This window comes from Streptomyces sp. PKU-EA00015 (assembly GCF_013387495.1).
GTDB lineage: Bacteria > Actinomycetota > Actinomycetes > Streptomycetales > Streptomycetaceae > Streptomyces.
In genome coordinates, this window is sequence record NZ_JABZEE010000005.1 from 24,986 (window position 1) to 49,936 (window position 24,951).

Genomic DNA, 24,951 nt, shown 5'->3' on the forward strand with positions numbered 1-24,951 from the left:
GGCACACACATGATGGGACCGGCGCACTCTCTGTCCGGGGCGGCTGCCTGGCTGGGGGTGGGAGCGGCGACGGCCGCCGCCGGCCACCCGATGCCGTGGCCCGTGCTCGTCGTCGGAGCGCTGATCTGCGCGGGCGCGGCGCTCGCCCCGGACCTCGACCACAAGGCGGCGACGATCTCGCGCGCCTTCGGTCCGGTCTCGCGCGGGCTGTGCGAGATCGTCGACAAGCTCTCGTACGCGGTCTACAAAGCGACGAAGAAGCCGGGGGACAAGCGCAGGACCGGCGGCCACCGGACCCTGACGCACACCTGGCTGTGGGCGGTGCTGATCGGCGGCGGCGCCTCGGTCCTGGCGATCATGGGCGGCCGGTGGGCCGTGCTCGGGATCCTGTTCGTGCACATGGTGCTCGCGGTCGAGGGCCTGCTGTGGCGGGCCGCCCGCGTCTCCAGCGACGTCCTGGTGTGGCTGCTGGGCGCGACGAGCGCGTGGATCCTCGCGGGCGTGCTGGACAAGCCGGGCAACGGGGCGGACTGGCTGTTCACCGCGCCCGGTCAGGAGTACCTGTGGCTCGGCCTGCCGATCGTGCTCGGCGCCCTCGTCCACGACATCGGCGACGCGCTGACGGTCTCCGGCTGCCCGATCCTGTGGCCGATCCCGGTGTCCGGCAAGCGGTGGTACCCGGTGGGCCCGCCCAAGGGCATGCGGTTCCGGGCGGGCAGCTGGGTGGAGCTGAAGGTGCTGATGCCGGCGTTCATGCTGCTGGGGGGCGTGGGCGGGGCGGCGGCGCTGAACATGATCTGAGCGCCTCTCCCGGCACCGGGGCCGGGCCCGGCCCCGCCGCAGGGGCGTCACCCGTGCCAGGAGCGCCAGAGCGCCGCGTACGCCCCCTCCGCCGACACCAGCTCGTCATGGCTGCCCAGCTCGCTGATCCGGCCGTTCTCCACCACCGCGATCACGTCCGCGTCGTGCGCCGTGTGCAGCCGGTGCGCGATCGCCACCACCGTGCGGCCCTCGAGCACCCGCGACAGCGAGCGCTCCAGGTGGCGCGCCGCCCTCGGGTCCAGCAGCGACGTCGCCTCGTCCAGGACCAGCGTGTGCGGGTCCGCCAGCACCAGGCGGGCCAGTGCGATCTGCTGGGCCTGGGCCGGGGTGAGCGTGACACCGCCGGATCCGACCTCGGTGTCCAGACCCTCGGACAGCGCCCGTGCCCACCCGTCCGCGTCGACCGCCCCGAGCGCCGCCCACAGCTCGGCGTCCTCCGCGGACGTACGGGCGAGGAGCAGGTTGTCCCGGAGCGAGCCCACGAAGACGTGGTGCTCCTGGTTGACCAGCGCCACATGCTCGCGCACCCGTTCCGCCGGCATCCGGGACAGCTCGGCCGCGCCCAGCGTGACCCGGCCGGTGCGCGGGGCGTAGATGCCCGCGAGCAGCCGGCCCAGCGTCGACTTGCCCGCGCCCGAGGGGCCGACGAGCGCCAGCCGGGTGCCGGGCGCCACGTCCATCGAGACACGGTGCAGCACGTCGACGCCCTCCCGGTACCCGAAGTGGACCCGGTCCGCGCGCACGTCGCGCCCCTGCGGACGCACCGCCCCGTCGCCCGCGTCCGGCTCGATCTCCCGCACGCCGACGAGCCGTCCCAGCGACACCTGGGCGACCTGGAGCTCGTCGTACCACCGCAGGATCAGGTTCACCGGGTCGACCATCATCTGGGCGATCAGCGCACCCGTGGTCAGCTGTCCGATGCCGATCCAGCCCTGGAGGACGAACACGCCGCCGATCATGAGCACGGAGCCGAGCACGGTCGCGTGCGTGACGTTGAGGACGGGGAAGAGCACCGAGCGCAGGTAGAGGGTGTACCGCTCCCACGCCGTCCACTCCTTGATCCGCCGGTCGGAGAGCGCCACCCGGCGTGCCCCGAGGCGGTGCGACTCCACGGTGCGGCCCGCGTCGACGGTCTCGGCCAGCACGGCGGCGACGGCCGCGTAACCCGCGGCCTCCGAGCGGTAGGCGGAGGGGGCCCGCCGGAAGTACCAGCGGCAACCGATCACCAGCACCGGCACCGCCACGAGCACCGCGGGCGCCAGCGGCGGCGCGGTCACGGTCAGCCCGCCGAGCAGCAGCACGATCCAGAGCACACCGATCGTCAGCTGCGGGACCGCCTCGCGCATCGCGTTCGCCAGCCGGTCGATGTCCGTGGTGATACGGGACAGCAGGTCGCCCGTCCCGGCTCGCTCCAGCACGCCGGGCGGGAGCCCGACCGACCGCACGAGGAAGTCCTCGCGCAGGTCCGCCAGCATCCGTTCGCCGAGCATCGCGCCCCGCAGCCGTACCAGGCGCACGAACGCGGCCTGGATCACCAGCGCCACCGCGAACAGCGCGACCGTCCGCTCCAGATGGAGCTCGCGCGCCCCGTCCGCCGCCCGCTCCACGAGCGAGCCGAGCAGCCACGGGCCGGCCATCGAGGCCACGACGGCCACGGTGTTGACGAGCACGAGGAGCCCGAAGGCCCGGCGGTGGCGGCGCAGCAGCCCGGCCACGTACGCCCGTACCGTCGCGGGAGACCCCACCGGCAGGGTCGTCGCCGTCCGGGGAGCCGCCGGGTCGTAGTCCGGTGGCGCCACGCCGATCATGCTGTCTCCTCGATGTCGAGCCCGGTCCTGAGGGCGCCGTCGCCCGACGCGTGGACCGAGGAGAGCTGCTCCTGGTCGGTCTCGCGGGTGACGACCGCGCGGTATCGCGGTTCCTTGTGCAGCAGTTCGCGGTGCGGGCCCACCGCCGCCGCCTCGCCGTCGTGGACCAGGACGACCCGGTCGGCGCGGTCCAGCAGCAGTGGCGAGGACGTGAAGACGACCGTCGTACGTCCGGAGCGCAGCGACCGCACTCCCTCGGCGATCCGCGCCTCCGTGTGCGAGTCGACGGCCGACGTCGGTTCGTCGAGCACCAGCACCTCGGGGTCGGTCACCAGCGAGCGCGCCAGCGCCAGGCGCTGGCGCTGGCCTCCGGAAAGGGAGCGACCGCGCTCGGTGATCGGCGCCTCCATGGGGTCCCCGTCGAGCGACGCCTGCGCGAGCGCGCCGAGCACGTCCCCGCACTCGGCGGCCGCGAGCGCGTCCGCCGCCGGCACCGCACCGGACGCCGGCACGTCGAGCAGCTCGGTCAGCGTCCCGGACAGCAGGACCGGGTCCTTGTCCTGGACGAGGACGGCCGCCCGCGCGGCGTCCAGGGGCAGGTCGTCGAGGGCGACGCCGCCGAGCAGCACGGACGGCAGGCCCTCCGGTTCCGCGGGGTGCCCGCCGAGCCGTTCGGCCAGCCGGCCGGCCGCGTCCGGATCGCCGCACACGACCGCGGTCAGCAGGCCGGAGGGCGCGTGCACTCCGGTGGACGGGTCGTACAGGTCCCCCGTCGCCACCGCGTCCGTGCCCGTGCCGCTCGTGGGGCGCTCCAGTGAGAGGACCCGGGCCGCCCGGCGCGCCGAGGGACGGGAGAAGGAGTACGCCATGGCAATCTCCTCGAAGTGCCGCAGGGGATAGGCCAGCAGCATCACCGCGCTGTACGCGGTGACCAGTTCGCCCACCGCGATGCGGCCGTCGCCGACCAGCCCGACGCCGTGGTGGACGACGGCGATGGCGAGGAGGCCCGGCAGCAGCACCTGCACGGCCGCGATCAGCGACCACATCCGGGCACTGCGCACCGCCGCCCTGCGCACCTCCTGGGACGCACGGCGGTAGCGGGCCAGGAACAGCTCCTCACCTCCGATGCCGCGCAGCACCCGCAGTCCCGCGACCGTGTCGGAGGCCAGTTCGGTGGCCTTGCCCGCCTTCTCGCGCTGGATGTCCGCGAGCCGGGTCGCGCGCGGCAGCAGCGGCAGCACGCCGAGAGCCAGGACCGGCACCCCGATCGCGACCGGCACACCGAGCGCCGGCTGGTAGACCAGCAGGGCGACGCAGACGAGCACGACCGTGACGGCCGCCGCCAGGAAGCGGGAGACCGCCTCGACGAACCAGCCGATCTTCTCGACGTCGCCCGTCGAGACCGCGACGACCTCACCCGCAGCGACCCGGCGGGTGAGCGCCGAGCCCAACTGCGCGGTCCTGCGGGCCAGTAGCTGCTGGGTGCGGGCGGCGGCCGTGATCCAGTTGGTGACGGCCGTACGGTGCAGCATCGTGTCGCCGAAGGCGATACCGGCCGTCGCGAGCGCCATCAGGCCGCCTGCTTCGGCGAGCCCGGACCCGGAGCGCTCCACCACGGCCTGGACGGCGAGACCGACGCCGTACGGCAGCGCCATCACGGACAGGAAGTGCAGCAGGCCCCAGCACAGGGACTTGACCTGTCCGCCCAGCTGGCCCAGGCCGAGCCAGAGGAGGAAGCGGGTGCCGGAGCGGACGTCGGGTACTCCTGGATCGGGATACGGAAGATCGCGAATCTGCATGACGTCCCAGGACTCGTCGAAGAGGGGAGAAAGGGGAGGGAGCAAGGGTGGTTCAAACCGTGCAAGGTTCGCGGTTCACCGCCCCCGCGAGCAATTGATTTTCTGCGCACGGCGGCACAGAACGCGCCAATATCCATCAGCGGGGGTCCGGCGCGGCACAGCCCGCACGCTTCACTCCTGACCCATGAAGACCGCCCGCGGAGTTCGGCAGCGACTGGCACGATCCCGTCAGGGCCGCCCCGCCCGTGGAGCGACCCGACACCAGATCGTGCCAAGTAACCGTCGCACAGGCCCGGTTCCGCGACTTCACGCCCTACCGCGGCGCCTTACGCGCCGCCCGCGGACTGCGGCACCCTCCCCCAGCTACCGCTGGGAGGTGTCCCCAGAGCAAGGTGGTGCTGCGGCTCGAAGGCTCCGTGAAGGGACGCCAGTACGACCGGCTCGGCCACCTCGCCATCGGCGGGATCGAGATCCTGCGGACGTAGACCCCGCAGCCCTCGCCGGACGGGCGTCTGTGCTGACGTGACCCGGAGGGAGGGTGCCCGGCCGGCGCGCAGGGAGCCGGGTGGGCACCCGGCCGCGGGCCGGACGGGCACGCGACGCTCCCCAGGAGCCGGCGCCCCGGCCCGGCGGTCACTCTCGGCAGCGCGGTCCCGATCCGTCGACCAGCGTGGACAGCAGCTCGCCCAGTACCTTTCGCTGCTCGGTGGTGAGCGGTGCGAGGACGTCCTCCGCCGCGGCGCGGCGCGCGTCGCGCAGGGTCCGGAGCGCGGCGCGGCCGGTGTCCGTGAGCTCGATGCGGGTCACCCTGCGGTTGGCCGGGTCGGGGACGCGCCGCACGCAGCCGCCCGCCTCCAGACCGTCGACGAGGCTGGTCACGGCACGCGGCACCACTTCCAGGCGCTCCGCGAGATCGGCCATGCGCGGCGGCCGGTCGTAGTGCGCGACCGTCCGCAGCAGGCGAGACTGCGCCGGAGTGATGGCGATGTCGGCGGACTCCAGCTGGCGCTTCTGGCTGCGGTGGAGGCGGCGGGTCAGCCGCAGCAGCTGCTCGGCGAGGAGGCCGTCGGCGTCAGGGGTGCTCATGCGGGAACACTAGCAGGATGTTGTTCATTGTGAATACAGGTAACAGTGAGCTAGGCTCTCGGACGTCGTCCGCCGGACGACCCCGTCCGTCCGCCCACCGGAAGGAGCCCGTTGCGCCCCGAGCACCTGACCTGGACCCCGCCGTCCAAGGACCCCGACCAGCCGCCCGCGGACGTCCGCCGCATCCTCCGCCTCTTCCGGCCCTACCGCGGCAGGCTCGCCGTCGTCGGCCTCCTCGTCGGTGCGTCCTCGCTGGTCTCCGTCGCGTCGCCGTTCCTGCTCCGCGAGATCCTGGACACCGCGATCCCGCAGGGCCGCACCGGGCTGCTCAGTCTGCTGGCACTCGGCATGATCGCCACCGCGGTGATGACCAGCGTCTTCGGAGTGCTGCAGACCCTCATCTCGACCACCGTCGGCCAGCGCGTCATGCACGACCTGCGCACCGGGGTCTACGCACAGCTCCAGCGCATGCCGCTCGCGTTCTTCACCAGGACGCGCACGGGCGAGGTCCAGTCCCGCATCGCCAACGACATCGGCGGCATGCAGGCGACCGTCACCTCCACCGCCACCTCCCTGGTCTCCAACCTCACGGCCGTGGTCGCCACCGTCGTCGCGATGCTCGCCCTGGACTGGCGGCTCACCGTCGTCTCGCTGCTCCTGCTGCCGCTGTTCGTCTGGATCAGCCGCCGCGTCGGCCGTGAGCGCAAGAAGATCACCACACAGCGGCAGAAGCAGATGGCGGCGATGGCTGCCACGGTCACCGAGTCCCTGTCGGTCAGCGGCATCCTCCTCGGCCGCACCATGGGCCGGGCCGACTCGCTGACCCGGTCCTTCGCGGACGAGTCCGAGCGGCTCGTCGACCTCGAAGTGCGCTCCAGCATGGCGGGCCGCTGGCGGATGTCGACGATAGGCATCGTCATGGCGGCCATGCCCGCCCTCATCTACTGGGCGGCCGGTCTCGCGCTCAGGACGGGCGGACCGGCCATCTCCATCGGCACGCTCGTCGCCTTCGTCTCGCTCCAGCAGGGCCTGTTCCGCCCGGCCGTCAGCCTGCTGTCCACCGGTGTGCAGATGCAGACGTCGCTCGCGCTCTTCCAGCGGATCTTCGAATACCTCGATCTGTCCGTCGACATCACCGAGCCCGCGAAGCCCGTGCGGCTCGACAAGATCAGCGGCGACGTGCGCTTCGAGGCGGTCGACTTCGCGTACGACCCCGCGCAGAAGCAGCCGACACTCGACCGGATCGACCTCGCCGTGCCGGCCGGCGGCTCCCTGGCCGTCGTGGGCCCCACCGGCTCCGGCAAGTCCACGCTCAGCTACCTGGTGCCCCGGCTCTACGACGTCACGGGCGGCCGTGTCACGATCGACGGCGTCGACGTCAGGGACCTCGGCTTCGACACCCTCGCGCAGGCCGTCGGCGTCGTCTCCCAGGAGACGTACCTCTTCCACGCCTCCGTCGCCGACAACCTGCGCTTCGCCAAGCCCGACGCCACCGACGAGGAGATCGAGGCCGCGGCCCGCGCCGCGCAGATCCACGACCACATCGCGTCGCTGCCCGACGGCTACGACACCCTGGTCGGAGAGCGCGGATACCGCTTCTCGGGCGGTGAGAAGCAGCGGCTCGCCATCGCCCGCACCATCCTGCGCGACCCGCCCGTGCTGATCCTCGACGAGGCGACCAGCGCCCTCGACACCCGCACCGAGCACGCCGTGCAGCAGGCCATCGACTCCCTGTCCGCCGGACGCACCACCATCACCATCGCCCACCGGCTGTCGACCGTCCGGGACGCCGACCAGATCGTCGTGCTGGAATCCGGACGCATCGCCGAGCGCGGCACGCACCAGGAGCTCCTCGACCGGGACGGCCGCTACGCCGCACTGGTGCGCAGGGACGCGGAGCTGCGGCCCGAGGCGGCCGTGACCGCCGACGTCACCTGACGGGCCGCGCCCCAGGGCCTCCTGACGACATGTCGGCTCCCGGCCGCCCTCGGCCGCTCGCGGCTCGTGTGCGGCACCCCGCGGGCCCGCCGAGGCGCCCCATGCGGCATGATCGCCGGCCATGAGAGCACTCCTGGGTGTCGACCTGCCGGGATTCCGTCCCGTCGACCACGACGTATGGGCCAACGACGAAGGCGACATCCTGTCGCTGCACTTCTTCGGGCTGCCGCCGGACCTGCCCGCGTCCCTCGACGACGGCCCCACGCTGCGCGCCGCGCTCACGCGGTACACCGCCGAGGCCGGCGGCGGCCTGATCGAGGCGTCGGTCAAGTCGCTCGGTTCCCTGCCCGCACTGCGCCAGATACTCAAGCTGCCGCTGCCGGGGCAGCCGAACGGTCAGGTGTTCATCGGCAGCTTCACCGTGCCCCGAGCCACCTGCAGCACCGTCGTGAAGATCCAGGCGCCCGAGCGGGGGACGACCGGGATGCGCGAGGCGATGGTCATGGCCCAGGTCGGCCCCACCGACTACTTCCGTCCGCACCCCTATGCACCCGAGGTGCAGGGCGGTCTGCCCTTCCACGCGGCCGACCACGCCCAATGGGACGCCCAGTTCCCCGACCACCCGCTGAGCCGGGTCCGACGCGGACTCGCCGGCCTCGCGGAAGGGGTGCAGGCGGTACCGGAGTTCGCCGCGCTGCCGCCGTTCGCACCCTGAACAGAGCTGTACGCGACGGCGACGCCGCTCCCCGGGGACGGCTGAGCGGCGGCGCCGCGGGCGAGTGCGGGACGAGCCGGCGCACGACGTGGACGGCTCCGACGAGCAGGCGCGTCCTTCGTGTCGCCATGCGGGAGGTACCGGGGCGAACGGGGCGGCCGCGTTAGCGTGCCCGTATGACGAACGAGCGCTCGTCGGCCCGGCGCGGGCGCCGGTACCGCCTCACCCGCCGCGGCCGTCTGGTCCTGCTCCTCGGCACGGCCGCGGTGGCGGCGGCCGCCGTCCTGGTGCCCTTCCTGCTGAGGGAGGAGAAGAGCGAGCGGCCCCGCCCAGCCCCTGTTTCGCTGGTGATCCCCGAAGGATGGCGCGCGGGCCAGGTGTACGCCGCCGTCGACAAGGCCCTGAAGCGGCCACCCGGCACCACGCGGACCGCGATCCGCTCGGCCCGGCTGAAGTTGCCGCCGGAGGCCCGGGGCAACCCCGAGGGGTACCTCTTCCCGGCCACCTATCCCGTCGACGAGAAAACCACCCCGGCGAGCCTGCTCAGCTTCATGGTCAACACGGCGCACCAGCGGTTCGGGGCCAGGGCCGTCGTCGCGAGCGCCCGCAGGGAAGGGCTCAGCCCCTACGAGGCGGTCAACGTCGCCAGCATCGTGCAGGCCGAGGCGGACACGGCGTCCGACATGGGCAAGGTGGCCCGCGTCATCCACAACCGGCTCGCCAAGGGGATGCCGCTCCAGATGGACTCCACCCTCAACTACGCCCTTGATCGCAGCACCGTCGACACGACCACCGCGGACACTCGGCTCGACAGCCCCTACAACACGTACGGCCGCACCGGCCTGCCGCCGACGCCCATCGACAACCCGGGCGAGGAGGCGATGCGCGCGGCCGTCGAGCCGCCCGCGGGCGACTGGCTGTACTTCGTCACCGTCGAACCCGGTGACACCCGCTTCACCGGTGACTACGAGGAACACCAGCGGAATGTGGGGGAGTTCAACGCGCGCCGCGCCGAGGCCAGGGACGCGGGCTGACGGGCGGCCCGCTCCCGGCGCGTCCCGCTCCAGGCCGCCGCCGCGGGACAACCGCGCCTCATACCAGCGCCGGTTCGCGCTCCGGCTCCGGTTCGCGCTCCAGGAGGCGTTTGATCTCGCGGACCGCGGCGCGCCCTGCCCGGTTGGCCCCGATCGTCGACGCCGACGGGCCGTAGCCGACGAGATGGACGCGCTCGTCCCGTACGGCCCTGGTCCCCTCGACCCGGATGCCGCCGCCCGGCTCCCGCAGCCGCAAGGGCGCCAGGTGGTCGATCGCCGCCCGGAACCCGGTCGCCCACAGGATCACGTCGGCCTCGACCGTCCGGCCGTCGTCCCAGGCCACCCCGGTCGGTGTGATCCGGTCGAACATCGGCTCGCGCTCCAGCACCCCGGTCTCTCGGGCGTGCCGGACGGCGTCGGTCAACGGCAGCCCGGTCACCGACACCACGCTCAGCGGCGGCAGTCCGCGCCGCACACGCTCCTCGACCATGGCGACGGCGGTCCGTCCGGCGTCCTCGTCGAAGGGCCCCTCGCGGAAGACGGGGGGCCGACGCGTCACCCAGGTGGTCTCCGCCGCCACCTCGGCGATCTCCATCAGGTGCTGGGTGCCCGACGCCCCGCCGCCCACCACGACGACGCGCTGCCCGGCGAACTCCTCCGGGCCGGGGTAGTCCGCGGTGTGCAGCTGACGCCCCCGGAACGTCTCCTGACCGGGGTAGCGGGGCCAGAACGGCCGGTCCCAGGTGCCGGTCGCATTGATCAGCGCGCGTGCCGGCCACACTCCCTCGGAGGTCTCGACCGCCAGCCGTCCGCCGTCCGCCTCGCGTACCGCGCGGACCTCCACGGGGCGGTGGACCCGCAGGCCGAAGCGTTCCTCGTACGCCGTGAAGTACGCGCCGATCACCTCGGAGGACGGCCGGTCGCCGTCGGCACCGGTCAGTTCCATACCGGGCAGGCTGTGCATGCCGTGCACCTTGCCGTAGGTGAGCGAGGGCCAGCGGAACTGCCAGGCGCCTCCCGGGCGCGGCGCGTGGTCCAGGACCACGAAGCCCCGGTCGGGCACCAGGCCGGCGCGCCGCAGGTGATAGGCGGCGGAGAGCCCCGCCTGCCCGGCGCCGATGACGACCACGTCCACGTCCTGTGCCCCAGAGTTGTTCACGGTTCTACCAACCGAGAGCGGGCCCGGGATCTTCCCCGAGGCGGCCGTGCGACGCGCGCCCGGCAGGTGGCGGGCGGGAGGATGGAGCCATGCCCGGACACTTCACCACCACGACCCTGACCCTCACCACCGGATCCGGCGAGACGGTCACCGATCTGACGCACACCTGCGAGCAGTTCCTCGCCCAGCACGCGGACGGCAGGGACGGCCTGCTCAACGTGTTCGTCCCGCACGCCACCGCCGGAGTCGCCGTCATCGAGACCGGCGCGGGCAGCGACGACGACCTGCTGGCCGCGCTGCACACGATCCTGCCCGCCGACGACCGCTGGCAGCACCGCCACGGCAGCCCCGGCCACGGCAGGGACCACGTCCTGCCCGCCTTCGTCCCGCCGCACGCGACGCTGCCGGTGCTCGGGGGACGCCTGGAGCTGGGCACCTGGCAGTCGGTCTGCCTGGTCGACACCAACAAGGACAATCCCAGCCGCCAGGTGCGGCTGAGCTTCCTCGGCTGACCCGGGCGTCATCGGTCGTCGCTCGGCCGGTCGGCGTAGTCCTCGACCAGGTCGCCGACGAGCGCGAGCAGGTCGTCGGCCCGTCGCCGGTCCTGTTTCTGTTCCGCCGATGCCCCGTCTCGCGGGCGGCCGCGAGGAAGACCGCTGCCCTCGCCCACGGACAGCACGACCCGGTCCCAGAGGCAGCGGTTCCTCCCCGGACCGGCGACATCAGAGCTCCCCTCCACGCCCGCAGGACGCAGGGGGAGGGACTTGCTGTTGGGGGGCGTTGCCGTGGCGGAGCCCTGGCGACTGGCGGCAACGCTGCGTGAGGGCGCTTTGCGTGCCCGAAGGGCTACGGAAGTGGGGCATCTCCGGCGCCGAAGGCGGTCGGGGCGCGTGTCAGGGCACGCAGCCAGGCAAGATCCGAAAGTCGGGCCGGCGGCCGCCGGGGAACCGAGGCCGGCCGGACAGGGCTCGCGACCCGCTCGGCGGGGCATACTTAGTCCACGATGACAAATCGATCCGCGCCGCGGCGCCACCTGCCCACCAGCCCCTTCGCAGCTCCAACCGATCCCGTGATCAAGGACTTCGCCCTCGGAGACCGCGTCTCCCACGACCGGCACGGCCTCGGAAAGATCGTCGGTCAGGAGGCCGCTGGTGCCTTTCTCGTCGACTTCGGTGCCTGCCAGACCCGCATCGTCAGCCCCTACAAGGGCATGCACAAGCTCTGACCACCCGTCCCCGGGGCACGGCCGCTCGGCGGCCGGGCCCCGGGGACGTACAGCGGTCAGCCGGTGGTGAGCTCGTAGAAGCCCCGGCCGAACGTGGCCGCGACCATGCGGTGGAGGCCGGCGTCGTACTCGATGTCGTCCACCGGGACCGCGGGCATGCCCCGGCCCAGGCGGACCCACTGCCGCCCGCCCGACGGGGATGCGAGAACACCCTGGTCGGTGCCGATGTACAGCACCTTGCCGCGCCCCGACGACCAGATCGTTGACGGGTGCGTCCGGCAGGTCCCGGACAGGTCCTTCCCGTGCCTGCCGCCGTCCGTGCTGCCGTGGACATGGGCGAGTCCCGCGCCCGCGCGGTAGGCGGAGTGCGTGGTGCAGACCCGGTCGGGGTCGGCGGGATCGACGACGACGCGGGTCACCCAGGGCAGCCCCTCCGCCGGCTTCGTCCAGGTGGCGCCCAGGTTCCTGGTGACCCGGACCCGGCCGTCGTCGGTGCCGGCGCAGACGGTTCGGCCGTCACCCGCCGGGGCGATCGAGGTGATCGTCCCGTAGTCGGTGCAGATCGGGTCGGGCCCCGGGCCGCCGGACAGGTCAGGGCTGATGGCCTGCCGGGTCACACCGCCGTCCGTGGAACGGTGCGGGCGGGCGACGCCGTGGACCGGATCAGTAGTTCTGCCACTCGTTGCTGGTGTACTCCAGGATCACGGGGTCCATCAGGGTGCTGGCCCTCACGTTCTGCGGGCGGCGGTCCACGGGGAAGACGGTGGCGGCCTCGAGGACGGCGTCGTCCAGGAAGCGCAGCGGCGGGGCGTCCTCGGCCAGGCGCAGGAGCGGCGGCGGCCCGTCCGTGCCGGGAGTCGCCAGGACGAAGCCCCAGTTGCCGAAGCTGGGGACGTCCACCTGGTACTCGGTGGTGCGGTAGCCGGCCTCGCTGATCGTCGCGGCGATGGACCAGTACGACTTGGGTGCGAAGAAGGGGGAGCCGGCCTGCACCATGACCTGGCTGTCCTGCTTCAGGACGTGGCGGAGCAGGTGGTAGAACTCGACGGAGTAGAGCTTGGCGAGCGCCGCGTTGTCCGGGTCGGGGAAGTCGATGACGACCGTGTCGTAGCGCCGGTCCGCGTCGCGCAGCCAGTTGAAGGCGTCGGCGTTGACGGCCGTGACCCTCGGGTCGTCTAGCGCCCGGCCGTTGAGCTCGCGCAGCGGTGCGAAGGTGCGGGCGAGCCGCGTCATGGCCGGATCGAGGTCGACCAGCGTGACCGTCTCGACGTCGTCGTAGCGCAGGACCTCCCGCAGGGCCAGGGCGTCGCCGCCGCCCAGGATCAGCACGGAAGACCGTTTCGCGGACAGGGCGGGGTGGACGAGGGCCTCGTGGTAGCGGTACTCGTCGACGGACGAGAACTGGAGGTCGCCGTTGAGGAACAGCCGGGTGTCCGGCTCCCCGGTGAACGCCGTGGACCGGGTGACCACGATGTCCTGGTACGGCGTGGTCTCGGCGTGGATGATCGGGTCGCGGTAGAGCTGCTGCCGCGCGGTGACCTCGATGTCGTCCGCCAGCGCATACACCGTGCCGAGTACGGCCAGGACGGCGGCCATGCCGCCGAGCAGCGCGATGCGCACGACCCGGCGGGTCTCGCGGCGGAAGATCCACAGGACGACGAGGACGCCGGCCACCGCGTTGACGGCGCCCACCACCAGGGCCCCCTTGAGCTGGCCGAAGGCCGGCAGGAGCAGCAGCGGGAAGCACAGACCGCCGACCAGCGCGCCGATGTAGTCCACGGCGAACATGTCGGCGACCGCGCTGCCTGCCTCCTGACGCCTGATCCGCTGAAGCAGCGTCATCAGCAGCGGTATCTCGGCCCCGATGAGGAGACCGACGACGAAGGACACCACCACCATCGACGGCATGTAGATGCGCAGCCAGGCGAACGACACGTAAAGGACGAGCACCGACAGCCCGCCGGCGAGCGCGAGCATGCCCTCGACGAGGGCGAACGCGCCGACCGCCCGCCGCTGGAGCGGTTTGGCCGCCAGCGATCCGATGCCCATGGCGAACACCATGACGGAGATGACCACGGAGGTCTGCATCACGGAGTTGCCGATGAGGTAGCTGCCCAGCGCGGTGAGCGCCAGTTCGTAGACGAGGCCGCAGGCCGCGCAGAGGAACACCGAGAACAGCAGCAGGAAGCGTGCCCCCCGCGAGCGGGTCGCGGGCGGGCGGGCGGGGACCGTGGTGGTGCGGTCGAGCGTGGTGGTGCCCATGCGTGGTTACGAGACGGCGGCGCCGACCATGAAGGCCGTGCCGATGTACATCGCGGCCTGGACCCAGGCCGCGGGGTGGGGGCGGTCCCCGTTGTCGTCGAGCACGGCGTGACCGAGGCGGCCCGGGGTCAGCAGACCCACGACGCAGGAGATGAACGTCATCACGGCGACGCCCGCGAGGCCGTACAGCAGGGTGCTGAACAGGCCGAGGCCCAGGCCCAGTTCGGACTCGCTCGCTCTGATGGACTGGTCGATGACGAGGCCGATGGCTATCGTCTGGCCCGCGAGCAGGACCGCGGCACCGCGGTTGCGCTCGGTCCACACCACGTGGAGGAGCTTGCCGGGGGTCACGAGGTCGAGTGCGATGAAGCCGACCGCCATCACGATGAAGCCGACCAGGCCGTAGAGCAGGGCGGTGCCTGCCGACTCGAGGATCTCTGCCACGGGGGTGCCTTTCGGGGACGTCGTCGGTGAGTTCGGGTGGGTGGACGGTGCGGTTACTTGCCGGAGCCGGGGCCGCCGCCGCGGAACGCCTCGCTGTCCGGGTCCGGCCACACGTTGCCGATACGGGACTTCCAGCGGCGGTGGCCGTCGCGGTAGTCGTCGATCTCGATCATGCTGCCGCTCTGGTGGGGGGTGATCGCGACGATGTCGTCGCGGTAGCGGAGGAACACGTGGCCGTCGTCCTCGAGGCGGTCCTCGGCCGCGATGTGCCCGTGGATCTCGTCCCCGACCGCGGCCGGCGTGTCGAGGCTGTCGGTGTACGTCGGTCCGACGCCGTCGTACTCCTGGTGGATCCACGACCTCGGCACGTCGTTGACGTCGTCGGACTCACCGGCACAGGCGGTGAGCGCGACCGTGGCGAGCATCGTCACGCTGATGAGTCGGGCGGTCTTCATCGGGCCTCCAGCCGGGTGTGCGTCGCCACGATCTGGCGGCTCTGCGGATAGGTGTGCCAAGTGCGCCAGCTCAGGCCGGTGGCGTGCCGGTCGACGGTCAGCGCGGTGACGGCTTCGGGGGAGCCCGGGAAGATCCCGTACAGCGCCTCGGGGTTCCCGTCCGACCGGCTGCGGATCCATGCCACCCGGTTGCTGAAGCCGGCCGAGGCGAAGTGCCGGACGCGCGCGTCGAAGCGGTAGGTCCAGTCGTCGAACTCCCGCACCGTCGTCCCGGGCAGGCCACCCGCGACGCCGGGGAGGCAGGCGACGGTCTCCCGGACCGGCCCGGCGAAGACCTGATGGGAGGCGCCCAGGAGTCTGAGCTGGACGTCGAGCCCGCCGATCGTCAGATCGCGTACCGCGAGCGCGTCGAGCGCGGGCAGGACCAGCGAGAAGGAGAGCTGGTCCGCGTCGGTGTCCAGATACGGGGTCGTCAGTGCTATGCCGCTCACGTACCGCTGCCCGCCCGGGGGTCGGACACGGCAGCCCCGGCGGGGCGCCCTCCTGGCGCGGGCGTCCGCTCCCGGCGACCGGTACCGGAGACGGATCCGGTGGCGAGGACGGCGGACTGGGGCTTCAACGGTGATCCCTACGACGTGGCACGGGCAATGAGCGCGCTGAGTATGGCACAGGCGTTCCGCGTCGCAGCGCGGGGGTGGCCCCCGCGATCCCGGTTCGGCGGGCGGCGGGCCCGGGGGCCGCGCCGCCGCCGGGGCGGTCAGCCGGCGGCCGCCCGCACGAAGCGCTCATGGTCGTCCGCGCAGACCTTGCTCCCGGAGGAGGGCAGCAGCTGCGGAATGCCGTCCACGATCGGGTAACTCAGCTGGAGGCGCGGGTTGTACAGCACGCTCTCACCGGCCGGCAGCGTCAGCGGCCCCTTGTCCAGCGGGCAGGCCAGGATCCGCAGCAGCGGGTCGTCGGGGTTCATGGGACGGGCTCCTCGTTCTCGTGGGCGGCACAGGCGGCAGGGGCGGTACGGGCGACACAGGCGGTACGGCGGACGGGGTCAGGTCTGCGGGTCGTGGCGCGGCATGGCCAGCAGCACGGACAGCGCCAGCGCGGTGCCGGCCACCCGCAGGGTCAGCAGCAGCGGGTCGTCCGGCAGACGTTCCCCGAAGGTCAGCGTCCCGAGCACCGCCGTGAACAGACAGGTGACCGTCGTGCAGACGGGCACGATCAGGGAGGCCCTGCACCGCTGCAGCGCGGCCTGCGACATGACGAGTCCGGCGACGGCCGTGAACAGCAGCAGATACGGATAGGGGGAGGCGAACAGAGACCGCGCCGCCTCACAAACGCCCGCGCCCGTCAGCCGGCCGGACGCGCCCTTGATCGCCAGCGAACTGACCCCGTACAGCAGCCCGACGGCCACCCCGTACCCGATGCCGTTCGTCGGCACCCGGTGCCGCCTTCTCGCCCGCGCCTCCACGCGACCGTACAGCCACACCCCGCCCGCGAGCGACGGCACGCACACGAGGAGCACCAGTGTCCACGGAGCGCCGGTGCTCACGACCTCCTCGCCCTCGCGGACCGAGGCGACGACCATCAGCAGGGCGACGAGCACGGCGCCGAGCGCGTAGCGCTCGCGACCGGAGGGCTGTTCGCCGAGCACGGCGGACGACAGCAGCAGGAGCAGGACGAGACCGGAGACGAAGATCCCCTGCGCGGCCGCGATCGGCAGGGCACGGTAAACGATCAGCTGGGCGACGAACCCGGCGGCGAGAGCCAGGGCCCCGGCGATCCACAGGGGACTTGCCACCAGCACCGCGACGACGCGCGCGGGCCGCCGGGCCGACAGGGCGGGCAGGTCGCCGAGCGCCCGTTTCTCGAGCACGAAGCCCACGCTGTACAGCACGTTGGCCAGCAGTGCCGCGCCCACACCCCACCACATGCCGCTACCTCCGCCGGGCGTGGGCCAGCAGGATGGACGACGCCGAGGGCACGGCGCAGGCGGCCCGGTCCAGCAGCCGCAGGGCGCGCGGTACCCCGTGGAACGGCGCGCCCGCGATCCGCACGACCTCGAAACCGGACGCGGTGAGGAAGGAGCGCAGCGCACGGGCGGTGTACAGCCGCAGATGGCCGACCACTTCGCGCCCCGGCCTCCCGTGAATGCCGCGCAGGCTCACCTCCGAGAAGACGGGCTGCCATCCGGCGAGCAGCAGCGCGCGGTTGTACCAGGCGGCCAGGTTCGGCGTGGACAGCATCAGATGACCGCCGGGCCGCAGGATCCGCCGCAGCTCGTCCAGCGCCGAGTCGGGGTCGACGAGATGCTCGACGACCTCGCTGAACAGCACGGCGTCCGCGCAGCCGTCGGCGAACGGCAGTCCGCCGTCGCCCAGTTCGCCGCGTACCGCGTGCGCGAGCCGAGGCCGGGCCCGGCGCAGGGCGTCCTGCGACCAGTCGACACCGACGATCCGGTGTCCCGCGAGGACCGGCGCCGCGGTGGCGGCCGCACTGCCGTCCCCGCAGCCGACGTCGACGACGAGCGCGCCGGGTACGTCGAGCGCCCGGGCCAGCAGCCGCGCCTGGCGCCTGCTGCGTGCGTCGCCCGACGCCACCGGAACGGCGGGGTTCTCGTAGAAGGCACGCAGGCCCGAGGGAGCGGTGCCGCTCACAGGGCCTCCGCATCCGTCGCCGCCAGACGGCGGGCGAACACCTCGAGCAGCCGCAGCCCGTCGTCGTCGCCCAGCAGTGCCCGGGACCAGCGCAGTACCAGGTGCAGCCGGCCGCCCGTGGACGCCGTGGTGACGGTCAGACCCCGCGGCATCCTGGCGGGCGCCGAGAACCAGACGGCACCGGCCCGGCCGGCCTCGCCGAAGTCCAGGGGATAGGGGATTCGGCCGATGTTGCTGAGCAGCGTCGTGGACGTCCACGGCGAGGCCAGCCGCGTCAGGCCCCGGGTCGTCGCGGCCCTGGCGCCGACGGGCAGCACCGGCGCGGTCAACAGGGACGCGCCGCGCCCCAGTGGGGGACGGGGCCGCGCCTTGAGGGCGCGGGTGCGCTCCGCGGTGAGCCGCAGGAGGACGCCGATGTCGGCGCCGGCCGCCACTGCCGCTGCCGTGAAGCCGACCTCGACCAGGCGGGTGCCGTTGCCGATCGGCATCTCGGGACCGCGGCTGCGGTCGTCGACGGGCATCGTGATGCGCAGCGGGCGCTCGGGCGCGCCGTGCTCGCGGTTCCAGTCGGCGACGGTCAGGGCCGTGGCGGCCATCAGCTGGTCGTTGACCGTGTACGAAGCGCCCGGCTCCCGCCGCGGCACGGGCAGTTCGGCGACGAGCATCGCGTTGCCGGGCACCGGCCCCGGTCTGCCCGCGGCGACGCGGGCGGGTCTGGCCAGTACGGGCGTACGGGCCGCCCTCCGCTCCGGTGCGGCCAGGGGCCGGACCGGGGACGGCACGACAGGGGCCGGGCGGCCGCTGAGGAGCTCCGCCGCCGTCGCCGCGATCCGCAGGCACGACGGGCCGTCGAGCGCGGTGTGGTGCACCGTGAACAGGAGCACGCAGCCCGGCGTTCCCGGCTCCTCCACGACCTCCAGGCGCAGCGGAGGGGACGCCGACAGCGGCGGCGCCGCGGTGAGCGCGCGTGCGCGTGCGAGCGTGAGGGCGCCGGGCACGGGCTGTGGGACGGAGACGACCTCGGTGTCGGGCCCGTCCGTCAGCTCCCACTCGTAGCGCCGCGCGAACGGGCCGTGTGTCCGCTCCCGCATCAGTGCCCGAGGGTGCCGGCGCAGCGCGTGGGCGAACGCCTCGCGCAGCCGGTCCGGTGAGAGGCGGCCCGGCAGGTGGATCTCGATGTGCACGGTGTTGGGCTCGGAGGAATCCATGCAGTGCCGTGCCACCTCGTCGACGACCGGGAACGGCACGCGGGCCAGCGGTCCCCGGGCGGCTGCTCCGGCGGCTGACGACTCCTGAACGGTGGCCATCAGACCCTCCCTCGGTCGTGGTGGGGCGCGTGCCCGCCGCCTTCCGCCGGCCCGGTGGCCCGGTGGGCCCCGCTCCGGTGTTCCCGACCCACTGTCACCAGCGCGGCGAACAGCGCGGTCAGGGCGAGGAGTTGGGCCACCGGGCCGTACGCCCCCCGGCCCAGCGCGGCCGCCTCCCCGCTGCCGGCGACGGCGGCGGCACCGGCACCGGCCATGGCCGCGAACGCGAGCGGACCGAGGACCGACGGGCGCAGCCACGCCACGACCGCGAGCACGGGCACCACTGCGGCGACCGGACCGGCGACCACCGCACCCACCAGCGTCAGCGCGACGGTGCCGAGCAGCAGCCCGGGGCCGGGCGGCGCCGCCTGCTCCGGCAGCGCCGGCGCGGCGGGGGAGCGGCGGCGGACGAGGGCGAGTGCGGCCAGCAGCACCAGCAGCGCCCCGGCGCCGATCATCCCGGCGTCGTACATGCGCGAGGGCTCGTACAGGAGCGTCACCGTGCCGCCCTGACCGGCCGGGACGAGCCATGCCTGCTGCCATCCGTCGATCCGCAGCGGCGTCAGCTCCCTGCCGTTCAGCGTGGCCTTCCAGCCCGCGTTGTGGTTCTCGTGGATCTGGAGGTACGAGGCCTCTCCCGCGCCCACCCGCACGGTGCGGCGGTCGCCGCCGCCCGAGACGGTCTCCACCCGTCGGGGCGTGCCGGCCGCGGCCCGCGACGGCCCGGTGGCGAGCGTGATCCCGGTGACGGCCAGCGGGCCGGTGTCCCCGGCCTCGACCGTGTGCGTGCCGCGGTCGAGCGGCAGACGCCCGCCCTTGGTGCAGAGCGAGACGGCGACCGGTCGGCGCTCGGTCAGATCCCGTACCCGCCCCTCGGCGCGTGTCTCGAGGAACTGTCCGTCGACCGACACGATCGGTCCCTTGCCGCACGGCAGCCTGAACGTCTTGTCCGGGTCCGGCTGCGGCGCGCGGAACTTCTCCAGGGCGGGGATGTGCACCTCGCTCAGCCCGACCGGGAGCTGCAACCGGTCGTCGGCGACCGGGTTGTGGAGCGTCAGCGGGGCCACCCGGGAGATCGTGATGTCCATGCGGTCGGTGGTGACGGGGGAGAACCGGGCCATGCCGTTCTCGTCCACCGCCGCCACCGCCGTCCCGTCGGGCGAGCTGATCTGCACCTGCTCGGGCCGGGTGGCGAGCCCCCCGGCCGCCGCGAAGACGATCTCGCCGACCGCTGTCTTCTTCGGCCAGGACAGGTGCAGGACGGGGCGTTCACCGGCGACCCAGGCCGTGGTCAGGTCACCGTCGGTGAGGTTGCGGGGGCTCAGGTTCGTGCCGAGGCGCGCCGTGGAGTCCGCGCTCACGAGGATCTTGTCGCGCTGTCCGGTGAGGCCGAACAGCAGCTCGTCGAGCGCGTCGCCCGGCACGGGCAGCGCCGTCGCCCGCACCGTGTGGTCGCCGGGGCGGGCGGCGTCGAACTGCCGGTGCAGCCCGACCTCGGCGGGCACCGCGGACAGTCCGCCCGGATCGCTGCCGCGCCGCAGCGAGTAGACGACGGAGCCCGCGCCGTCGCGCGGAGCGTCGGCGGGCAGCTCCAGCATCCGGGTCACCTGCACACCGGGAACCGAGATCTCCGTGAATCCCGCGCCGGTCAGGCCGGGGCGGCCCTGCTGGGAGTCCAGGATCGTCACCTTCAGCCACCGCGCGTCGCCCTCGGGGGCGGCCACCTGCTGGGCGGTTCCGTCCGGCCGCAGCGGGGACACCCTGCTGCCCCGGTCGGTCTCCACCCGCACCGACGTGGGGGCCGCGCGTACGTTGCCACTGGGCAGCGGGGTCATGGACAGCGTCGCCGGTATCCGTGCGGGGCCGGTGAACGCGATGCGCAGCCACTCGCCCTCCGGCGAGCCCGGCGATCCCTCCGCCCAGCCCGTGTCGGGATTGCCGTCGAAGGCGTTCACCGGGTCGTACTGGGGCAGATGGAACAGCCAGTTCCCCACGGAGGACGCGCTGACGGAGGCGGCCCCCCGCAGCACGGCCGTCGTCCGGTGCCGCTCCGCCGTCAGGGGCAGGATCTGCCGCGGCTGCGCGCCCGGGTCCTGCGCCGCGTTCTCCGGGTTGCGCTCCTGGCGCGTGTACGTGTGCGACGTGTGCGAATTGACCAGCCCGAACCGGGTGTCGGCACGGCGCATCCCGTCGCCCGCCGCGTACAGGGAAGGGCGGTCCACCCCGGGACGGGCGTCTCCCGCGAGGACGGCGGGCCGCCCGGTGAGGGCGCCGTCGGCGGACAGCGGCAGCAGGGTCTCCGGCCCGCCGCTGACCACAGCCGTCGACGCCACCGGCGTCATCCTTGCCCTGCCGGGGCGGGCGGTCCCGGCGGGCGGCTCGTAGACCTCCACCGCGCGCTGGCGCGGGAACAGGCCCTCGACCTGCACGGGGGTGTCGTCCGCGATGCGTCCGCCGGTGAGCACCGGACCGAACCCGATGACCCGCTTGTACCCGGACGCCTCCAGCGTGCGCTTCACCGTCGTGGTGGGGACGTGGCCGATCTGGTCCGGGTCGAGGTCGTTGCGCACGACGACGTGGTGGAGACCCGCGCGGCCCAGGAACTCGCTCAGGCCCGGTACTTGGCCGCCCGACGTCAGCGCCTGCTCCACCGCGTCCATGGCCCGCCGGTTGCCGGGTGTGCCGAAGGGCACGTAGTCGCGCTGCGCCCAGGGCGAGCGGGCGAGGACGTCCAGCGGCTGGTCGATGGGCGAGCCCCAGGTGTAGAGGCCGTGCGCGGTCGCCGGCACGACGAGCGCCCGGTCCTCGGGCGAGTTCTCGGCCAGCCAGTCGGCGGTCGTCTCCCAGTACGCGGGCAGCTGCCGGAACGAACCGGGCTGCAGGATCGAGCCGTTGACGTAGGGCCAGCACAGGCCGGGCAGCACGAGGGCGGCCGCCGCCACGGGCGCGAGGCGCCGGGCGCGGGCGGGCACGGTGCCCGGCACGACGGCCGTGAGGTGCATCAGTCCGAGGGCGAGCGCCAGCGCCAGGCCGGTCTGGAACTTGTAGATGTTCCGGAACGGCACCAGCGGCCCGTTCAGCCAGCCCTGCACCGTCTCGTGGAACGGGCCGCCCAGCGCGCCGCCGTACCCGGCGAGGGTCACGAGGGCGACCGTCAGCACCGTCAGCACCAGCCAGCGCCGCTCGGGGAGATCGCGCCGCGCGAGACCGGCGAGTCCGAGCGCGGCCGCGAGCGCCGATCCGGCGATCACCAGGGCCGAGGTGGCGACGGTCCAGCCGGCCGGCAGCCAGGCCTCCCCGAAGTTCAGGTAGCCGACCCAGTTGCCCGCGCCGCGCAGCACCTCGGTCGCCGACATCGTCGCGGTGGTGGTCTGTGACGTCTCCACGTACGGCATGAAGTTCTCGCCGTACGTGCCGAGCAGCAGCAGCGGCACGATCCACCAGGCGGTCGCGAGGACCACGCACGGGGTCCACCAGGCGATCAGCGCGCGCTTGCGTGGCCCGGCCGGCCGGCACAGCAGGTACAGGCCCACGGGCAGCAGCGAGGCGAGGGTGGACGCGGCGTTCACACCGCCCATGAGGGGGATGATCAGCGCGGAGCGGGCAGCGGCGGTCCGGGGGCTCGTGCGGGGGTCGGTCAGAGGGAGCAGCACCCACGGGAGCAGCGCGCCGGGGAGGGCGGCGGCCGAGGTCGAGCCGACGACGATGGTGTACGTCGGCCACAGGGCGTACACCGCGGCACCGAGCAGCCGGGTCGCTGCGGAGCCGGTGCCCAGGCGCTCGGCCAGGCGCAGCGCACCCCAGAAGGCCGTGGTGACCACCAGCGAGAGCCACAGCCGTTCGGCGAGCCACACGGGCAGCCGCACGAGGTCGGCGGCCGCGTGGAACGGGAGCATCGGGATCAGGTAGCCGGCGTACTGGTCCGCGATGCCGCCGAACCCGGCCCGGTCGTGCCACAACTGGCCCAGGTCGCGGAGGAATTTCCAGGGGTCGGCCACGACGCCGAGCTTCGTCTCGAACGTCATCCGCCCCGGCGAGACGGCGAGGAACGCGACGAGGACCGCGGCCCAGAAGCCGAGCAGCCAGCGGCGCGAGCGCCGCGGCGGGGGCGGCGGACCGGGCGGCGGGGGGCCGGCCGCGGGGGAGGCGGGCGGGCGGGCGTGCACAGCGCTGGTCATGGACACCGCCGGAGGATGAGGAGGAGGTTCCAGGTGGCGAACTCGCGCAGCCCCGGCACGAGCGGGACGAGCTGGGGGACGACGGGCCAGTACCGCGACCGCGCGGAGACGATCTCCACGTCGCCGCGGCCCCTGACGTGCCGCAGGGTCGCGCCCACGCCGACGGCGAACAGGTTCTCCCCGAGGCGGTGCTTGGCCGGCCGGCCCGTCCGCCGCTCGTAGCGGGCCCGGGCACGCTCGGCTCCGAAGTAGTGCCAGGGCGCCCACTCGTGACCGCCCCAGGGGGACAGCCAGTTGGTGAACGAGACGTAGATCAGCCCGCCGGGACGGGTGACCCGCACCATCTCGCTGAGGAAGGTGCGCGGGTCGGACACGTGCTCCAGCACGTTGGACGAGAAGCACACGTCGGCCACGCCGTCGGCGAGCGGCAGCAGATAGCCGTCCGCCACGACCGTGCCGGCACCCGGCTCGGCGGCGAGCTCCGCCGGGTCCGGTTCGAACAGGTAGCTGTGGGCGCCGCGCCTGCGGAACTCCCGCGTGAAGTGCCCGCGTCCGCCGCCGACGTCGACGACGACGCGGCCGCTCAGCCCCATGTGGCGCTCCACCTGGTCGGCCGCGTCCCGCGCCAGCAGGCGGTAGGCGGTGCGGGGATCGTCCTGCTCGCGCAGGAAGGCCCGGAAGAGGGTGAGGGAGCGGCGGAACGACGGATCCCTCACCTGCGTGCGCCCGTCGTCCCGGCGCCGCCGCCCTGGGCGCCGGCGCGCTCCACGGCCTCGGCCGCCACCGTCGCGAACCGCCGTACGGTGCTGCTCCAGTGGAAGGCGGCGGCGTGCTCGGCCGCGGCCTTGCCCATGCCCTCACGCCGGTCGTCGTCGAGCGCCAGGGTGCACCACGCGGCCGCGAACGACGACTCGCCGCCGACGAGCACGCCGGTGACGCCGTTCTCGACCGAGTCCCGCAGCCCCGGCACGTCGAAGCCGAGAGCCGGCGTGCCGCGCGCCCCTGCCTCGGTCACCACGAGCCCCCAGCCCTCGACGGCCGCGGGGTGCAGCAGGAGCCAGGAGGCGCACAGCAGCCGGTGCTTCTCCTCCTCCGTGACATGGCCGGTGAACTCGACGGACGGGCCCGCGAGGCGTTCGAGCCGCTGCCGTTCGGGGCCGTCGCCGACGATGACGAGCCTGCCGCCGGTCACCGGACGGACCCGTTCCCACAGCCGCAGCAGGAGGTCGATGCGCTTGTAGTCGACCAGCCGGCCCAGAGCCAGGAAGAGCGGCGTCGTGGAGCGAGGCGTGCGCACCTCGGGCTCGTGGACGCCGTTGTGCACCACGCGGATCTGCTGCGGCTCCACGCCGATCGCCCGCAGGGCGTCCGCCGTGGACGGGGAGACGGCGACCAGGAGGTTGCCCCGGTGCGCCCGTGCCAGGGCCCAGTGCTCCAACAGCCGCCCGGCCCGGGCGACGGGCGCGGGGAAGCGCATGTCCCACAGCTCGGTGTGCACATGGTTGACCAGGCACAGGGTGGGACCGCGGTGCCACAGCGGGGTCAGGTACGGCATCCCGTTGCAGACCTCGACGAGCAGATCGCACGCGCCGATCTGCCGGGCGAAGGCCGAACGGGCGCCGGCGTAGTGCCCCAGCGCGCTGCCCGCCGACACGACGCGGTAGGGCCGCTTGTGTCCGGCGGGGCCGCCGCACAGCAGGGTGACGTCGTGGCCGCGCTCCGTGAGACCGCCGGCGAGCCGGTCGATCAGCAGCTCGGAGCCGCCGGCGGCGGGGTTGTCCAGGTCGCGGTGGGCGAGGAAGACGATGCGGCGGGGCGGCCCGGGATCGTGCGGTGCGGCCAGGGAGCGGCCGAGCGGGTGCCGGTGCGGGTGCCGTCCGGCGTCGAGCAGTGGGGGAGGAGGTACGTGCTGGGGCATGCGTGCTCCAACTCGTGTCGCTGTGTGGGAGGTTGAGGGGGGCGCGGCACAAAGGTCGCAAGGTGGGGGAAAGGTGACCGGGTGGGGCCGTGCTCTGGTGGGGAAAGCCAGTGTTCGGCACGTGTTCGACACACGGCTACTCACCGGTTT

23 protein-coding genes and 1 pseudogene are annotated in these 24,951 nt (G+C 73.5%); 7 read left to right on the plus strand and 17 right to left on the minus strand.

The annotated features are described in order from the left end of the window. Positions 1 to 9: 9 nt before the first annotated feature. A complete protein-coding gene (locus HW130_RS05005; RefSeq protein ID WP_177148178.1) occupies positions 10 to 801 on the plus strand; it encodes a metal-dependent hydrolase in 792 nt (263 codons plus the stop codon). A gap of 47 nt (positions 802 to 848) precedes the next feature. Here the strand turns inward: HW130_RS05005 and HW130_RS05010 are convergent, their stop codons facing one another. Next, positions 849 to 2,630, minus strand: a complete 1,782-nt coding sequence (locus tag HW130_RS05010) for an ABC transporter ATP-binding protein (RefSeq protein ID WP_177148179.1) — start codon at positions 2,628 to 2,630, stop codon at positions 849 to 851. Continuing rightward, a complete protein-coding gene (locus HW130_RS05015; protein WP_177148180.1) occupies positions 2,627 to 4,429 on the minus strand; it encodes an ABC transporter ATP-binding protein in 1,803 nt (600 codons plus the stop codon). The genes HW130_RS05010 and HW130_RS05015 overlap by 4 nt, the downstream gene beginning before the upstream one ends. Before the next feature lie 194 nt (positions 4,430 to 4,623). Here HW130_RS05015 and HW130_RS05020 point away from each other — a divergent pair. Then, a pseudogene (locus HW130_RS05020) lies at positions 4,624 to 4,911 on the plus strand (peptide-N4-asparagine amidase); the annotation flags it as partial. A gap of 151 nt (positions 4,912 to 5,062) precedes the next feature. On the opposite strand, the gene HW130_RS05025 reads toward HW130_RS05020, so the two are convergent. Next, entirely contained in the window at positions 5,063 to 5,515 is a 453-nt protein-coding gene (locus HW130_RS05025; protein ID WP_177148182.1) for a MarR family winged helix-turn-helix transcriptional regulator, read from the minus strand. A 111-nt stretch (positions 5,516 to 5,626) separates the two neighbouring features. On the opposite strand from HW130_RS05025, the gene HW130_RS05030 reads away from it, so the two are divergent. From HW130_RS05030 to mltG, 3 genes are all read left to right on the plus strand, one after another. After that, positions 5,627 to 7,453, plus strand: coding sequence for an ABC transporter ATP-binding protein (locus HW130_RS05030; RefSeq protein WP_177148183.1), 1,827 nt, complete (start codon positions 5,627 to 5,629; stop codon positions 7,451 to 7,453). 121 nt (positions 7,454 to 7,574) lie between these two features. Next, positions 7,575 to 8,168, plus strand: a complete 594-nt coding sequence (locus HW130_RS05035; RefSeq protein WP_177148184.1) for a hypothetical protein — start codon at positions 7,575 to 7,577, stop codon at positions 8,166 to 8,168. Positions 8,169 to 8,344: 176 nt separating this feature from the next. Next, positions 8,345 to 9,202, plus strand: a complete 858-nt coding sequence (gene mltG, locus HW130_RS05040; protein WP_177148185.1) for an endolytic transglycosylase MltG — start codon at positions 8,345 to 8,347, stop codon at positions 9,200 to 9,202. A 58-nt stretch (positions 9,203 to 9,260) separates the two neighbouring features. Here the strand turns inward: mltG and HW130_RS05045 are convergent, their stop codons facing one another. Continuing rightward, the gene (locus HW130_RS05045; protein WP_177148186.1) at positions 9,261 to 10,361 is read right to left on the minus strand and encodes an NAD(P)-binding domain-containing protein; all 1,101 of its coding nucleotides are present in this window, start codon (positions 10,359 to 10,361) and stop codon (positions 9,261 to 9,263) included. 89 nt (positions 10,362 to 10,450) lie between these two features. On the opposite strand from HW130_RS05045, the gene HW130_RS05050 reads away from it, so the two are divergent. Then, positions 10,451 to 10,873, plus strand: coding sequence for a YjbQ family protein (locus HW130_RS05050; RefSeq protein WP_177148187.1), 423 nt, complete (start codon positions 10,451 to 10,453; stop codon positions 10,871 to 10,873). An 8-nt stretch (positions 10,874 to 10,881) separates the two neighbouring features. On the opposite strand, the gene HW130_RS05055 is transcribed toward HW130_RS05050, so the two are convergent. Then, entirely contained in the window at positions 10,882 to 11,100 is a 219-nt protein-coding gene (locus tag HW130_RS05055) for a hypothetical protein (RefSeq protein WP_177148188.1), read from the minus strand. Between the two features lie 264 nt (positions 11,101 to 11,364). On the opposite strand from HW130_RS05055, the gene HW130_RS05060 reads away from it, so the two are divergent. Continuing rightward, entirely contained in the window at positions 11,365 to 11,586 is a 222-nt protein-coding gene (locus tag HW130_RS05060; RefSeq protein WP_177148189.1) for a hypothetical protein, read from the plus strand. A gap of 56 nt (positions 11,587 to 11,642) precedes the next feature. Here the strand turns inward: HW130_RS05060 and HW130_RS05065 are convergent, their stop codons facing one another. The 12 genes from HW130_RS05065 to HW130_RS05120 form a co-directional block, all read right to left on the minus strand. Next, positions 11,643 to 12,203 carry a hypothetical protein gene (locus tag HW130_RS05065; RefSeq protein ID WP_256355873.1) on the minus strand — a complete coding sequence of 187 codons (561 nt, stop codon included), beginning with the start codon at positions 12,201 to 12,203 and terminating at the stop codon, positions 11,643 to 11,645. Between the two features lie 46 nt (positions 12,204 to 12,249). Continuing rightward, on the minus strand, positions 12,250 to 13,848 hold the full coding sequence (locus tag HW130_RS05070; protein ID WP_256355875.1) for a polyamine aminopropyltransferase: 1,599 nt from the start codon (positions 13,846 to 13,848) through the stop codon (positions 12,250 to 12,252). 6 nt (positions 13,849 to 13,854) lie between these two features. Beyond that, positions 13,855 to 14,292, minus strand: coding sequence for a DUF350 domain-containing protein (locus HW130_RS05075; RefSeq protein ID WP_177148190.1), 438 nt, complete (start codon positions 14,290 to 14,292; stop codon positions 13,855 to 13,857). Between the two features lie 53 nt (positions 14,293 to 14,345). Then, positions 14,346 to 14,747, minus strand: coding sequence for a DUF4247 domain-containing protein (locus HW130_RS05080; RefSeq protein ID WP_177148191.1), 402 nt, complete (start codon positions 14,745 to 14,747; stop codon positions 14,346 to 14,348). After that, a complete protein-coding gene (locus HW130_RS05085) occupies positions 14,744 to 15,238 on the minus strand; it encodes a DUF2617 family protein (protein WP_177148192.1) in 495 nt (164 codons plus the stop codon). Before HW130_RS05085 ends, HW130_RS05080 begins: the two co-directional genes overlap by 4 nt. A 266-nt stretch (positions 15,239 to 15,504) precedes the next feature. Beyond that, positions 15,505 to 15,714, minus strand: coding sequence for a Trm112 family protein (locus HW130_RS05090; RefSeq protein ID WP_177148193.1), 210 nt, complete (start codon positions 15,712 to 15,714; stop codon positions 15,505 to 15,507). A gap of 78 nt (positions 15,715 to 15,792) precedes the next feature. Then, on the minus strand, positions 15,793 to 16,674 hold the full coding sequence (locus tag HW130_RS05095; protein ID WP_177148194.1) for a hypothetical protein: 882 nt from the start codon (positions 16,672 to 16,674) through the stop codon (positions 15,793 to 15,795). 4 nt (positions 16,675 to 16,678) lie between these two features. After that, positions 16,679 to 17,398: a class I SAM-dependent methyltransferase gene (locus HW130_RS05100; protein WP_177148195.1), complete on the minus strand. Its 720-nt coding sequence runs from the start codon at positions 17,396 to 17,398 to the stop codon at positions 16,679 to 16,681. Next, positions 17,395 to 18,705 carry a condensation protein gene (locus tag HW130_RS05105; RefSeq protein WP_177148196.1) on the minus strand — a complete coding sequence of 437 codons (1,311 nt, stop codon included), beginning with the start codon at positions 18,703 to 18,705 and terminating at the stop codon, positions 17,395 to 17,397. Before HW130_RS05105 ends, HW130_RS05100 begins: the two co-directional genes overlap by 4 nt. Then, positions 18,705 to 22,883, minus strand: coding sequence for an alpha-(1->3)-arabinofuranosyltransferase family protein (locus HW130_RS05110; RefSeq protein WP_218183144.1), 4,179 nt, complete (start codon positions 22,881 to 22,883; stop codon positions 18,705 to 18,707). Before HW130_RS05110 ends, HW130_RS05105 begins: the two co-directional genes overlap by 1 nt. After that, entirely contained in the window at positions 22,880 to 23,599 is a 720-nt protein-coding gene (locus tag HW130_RS05115; RefSeq protein ID WP_177148198.1) for a class I SAM-dependent methyltransferase, read from the minus strand. The genes HW130_RS05110 and HW130_RS05115 overlap by 4 nt, the downstream gene beginning before the upstream one ends. After that, the gene (locus HW130_RS05120; protein ID WP_177148199.1) at positions 23,596 to 24,801 is read right to left on the minus strand and encodes a glycosyltransferase family 4 protein; all 1,206 of its coding nucleotides are present in this window, start codon (positions 24,799 to 24,801) and stop codon (positions 23,596 to 23,598) included. The genes HW130_RS05115 and HW130_RS05120 overlap by 4 nt, the downstream gene beginning before the upstream one ends. Positions 24,802 to 24,951 lie beyond the last annotated feature (150 nt).

Bases quoted from the DNA above. Each gene is read 5' to 3' on its own strand.
- HW130_RS05005 (WP_177148178.1), top strand. From the start codon at position 10: ATGATGGGACCGGCGCACTCTCTGTCCGGGGCGGCTGCCTGGCTGGGG.
- HW130_RS05010 (WP_177148179.1), bottom strand. From the start codon at position 2,630: ATGATCGGCGTGGCGCCACCGGACTACGACCCGGCGGCTCCCCGGACG.
- HW130_RS05015 (WP_177148180.1), bottom strand. From the start codon at position 4,429: ATGCAGATTCGCGATCTTCCGTATCCCGATCCAGGAGTACCCGACGTC.
- HW130_RS05025 (WP_177148182.1), bottom strand. From the start codon at position 5,515: ATGAGCACCCCTGACGCCGACGGCCTCCTCGCCGAGCAGCTGCTGCGG.
- HW130_RS05035 (WP_177148184.1), top strand. From the start codon at position 7,575: ATGAGAGCACTCCTGGGTGTCGACCTGCCGGGATTCCGTCCCGTCGAC.
- mltG (WP_177148185.1), top strand. From the start codon at position 8,345: ATGACGAACGAGCGCTCGTCGGCCCGGCGCGGGCGCCGGTACCGCCTC.
- HW130_RS05050 (WP_177148187.1), top strand. From the start codon at position 10,451: ATGCCCGGACACTTCACCACCACGACCCTGACCCTCACCACCGGATCC.
- HW130_RS05060 (WP_177148189.1), top strand. From the start codon at position 11,365: ATGACAAATCGATCCGCGCCGCGGCGCCACCTGCCCACCAGCCCCTTC.
- HW130_RS05070 (WP_256355875.1), bottom strand. From the start codon at position 13,848: ATGGGCACCACCACGCTCGACCGCACCACCACGGTCCCCGCCCGCCCG.
- HW130_RS05080 (WP_177148191.1), bottom strand. From the start codon at position 14,747: ATGAAGACCGCCCGACTCATCAGCGTGACGATGCTCGCCACGGTCGCG.
- HW130_RS05090 (WP_177148193.1), bottom strand. From the start codon at position 15,714: ATGAACCCCGACGACCCGCTGCTGCGGATCCTGGCCTGCCCGCTGGAC.
- HW130_RS05095 (WP_177148194.1), bottom strand. From the start codon at position 16,674: ATGTGGTGGGGTGTGGGCGCGGCACTGCTGGCCAACGTGCTGTACAGC.
- HW130_RS05105 (WP_177148196.1), bottom strand. From the start codon at position 18,705: ATGGCCACCGTTCAGGAGTCGTCAGCCGCCGGAGCAGCCGCCCGGGGA.
- HW130_RS05110 (WP_218183144.1), bottom strand. From the start codon at position 22,883: ATGACCAGCGCTGTGCACGCCCGCCCGCCCGCCTCCCCCGCGGCCGGC.
- HW130_RS05120 (WP_177148199.1), bottom strand. From the start codon at position 24,801: ATGCCCCAGCACGTACCTCCTCCCCCACTGCTCGACGCCGGACGGCAC.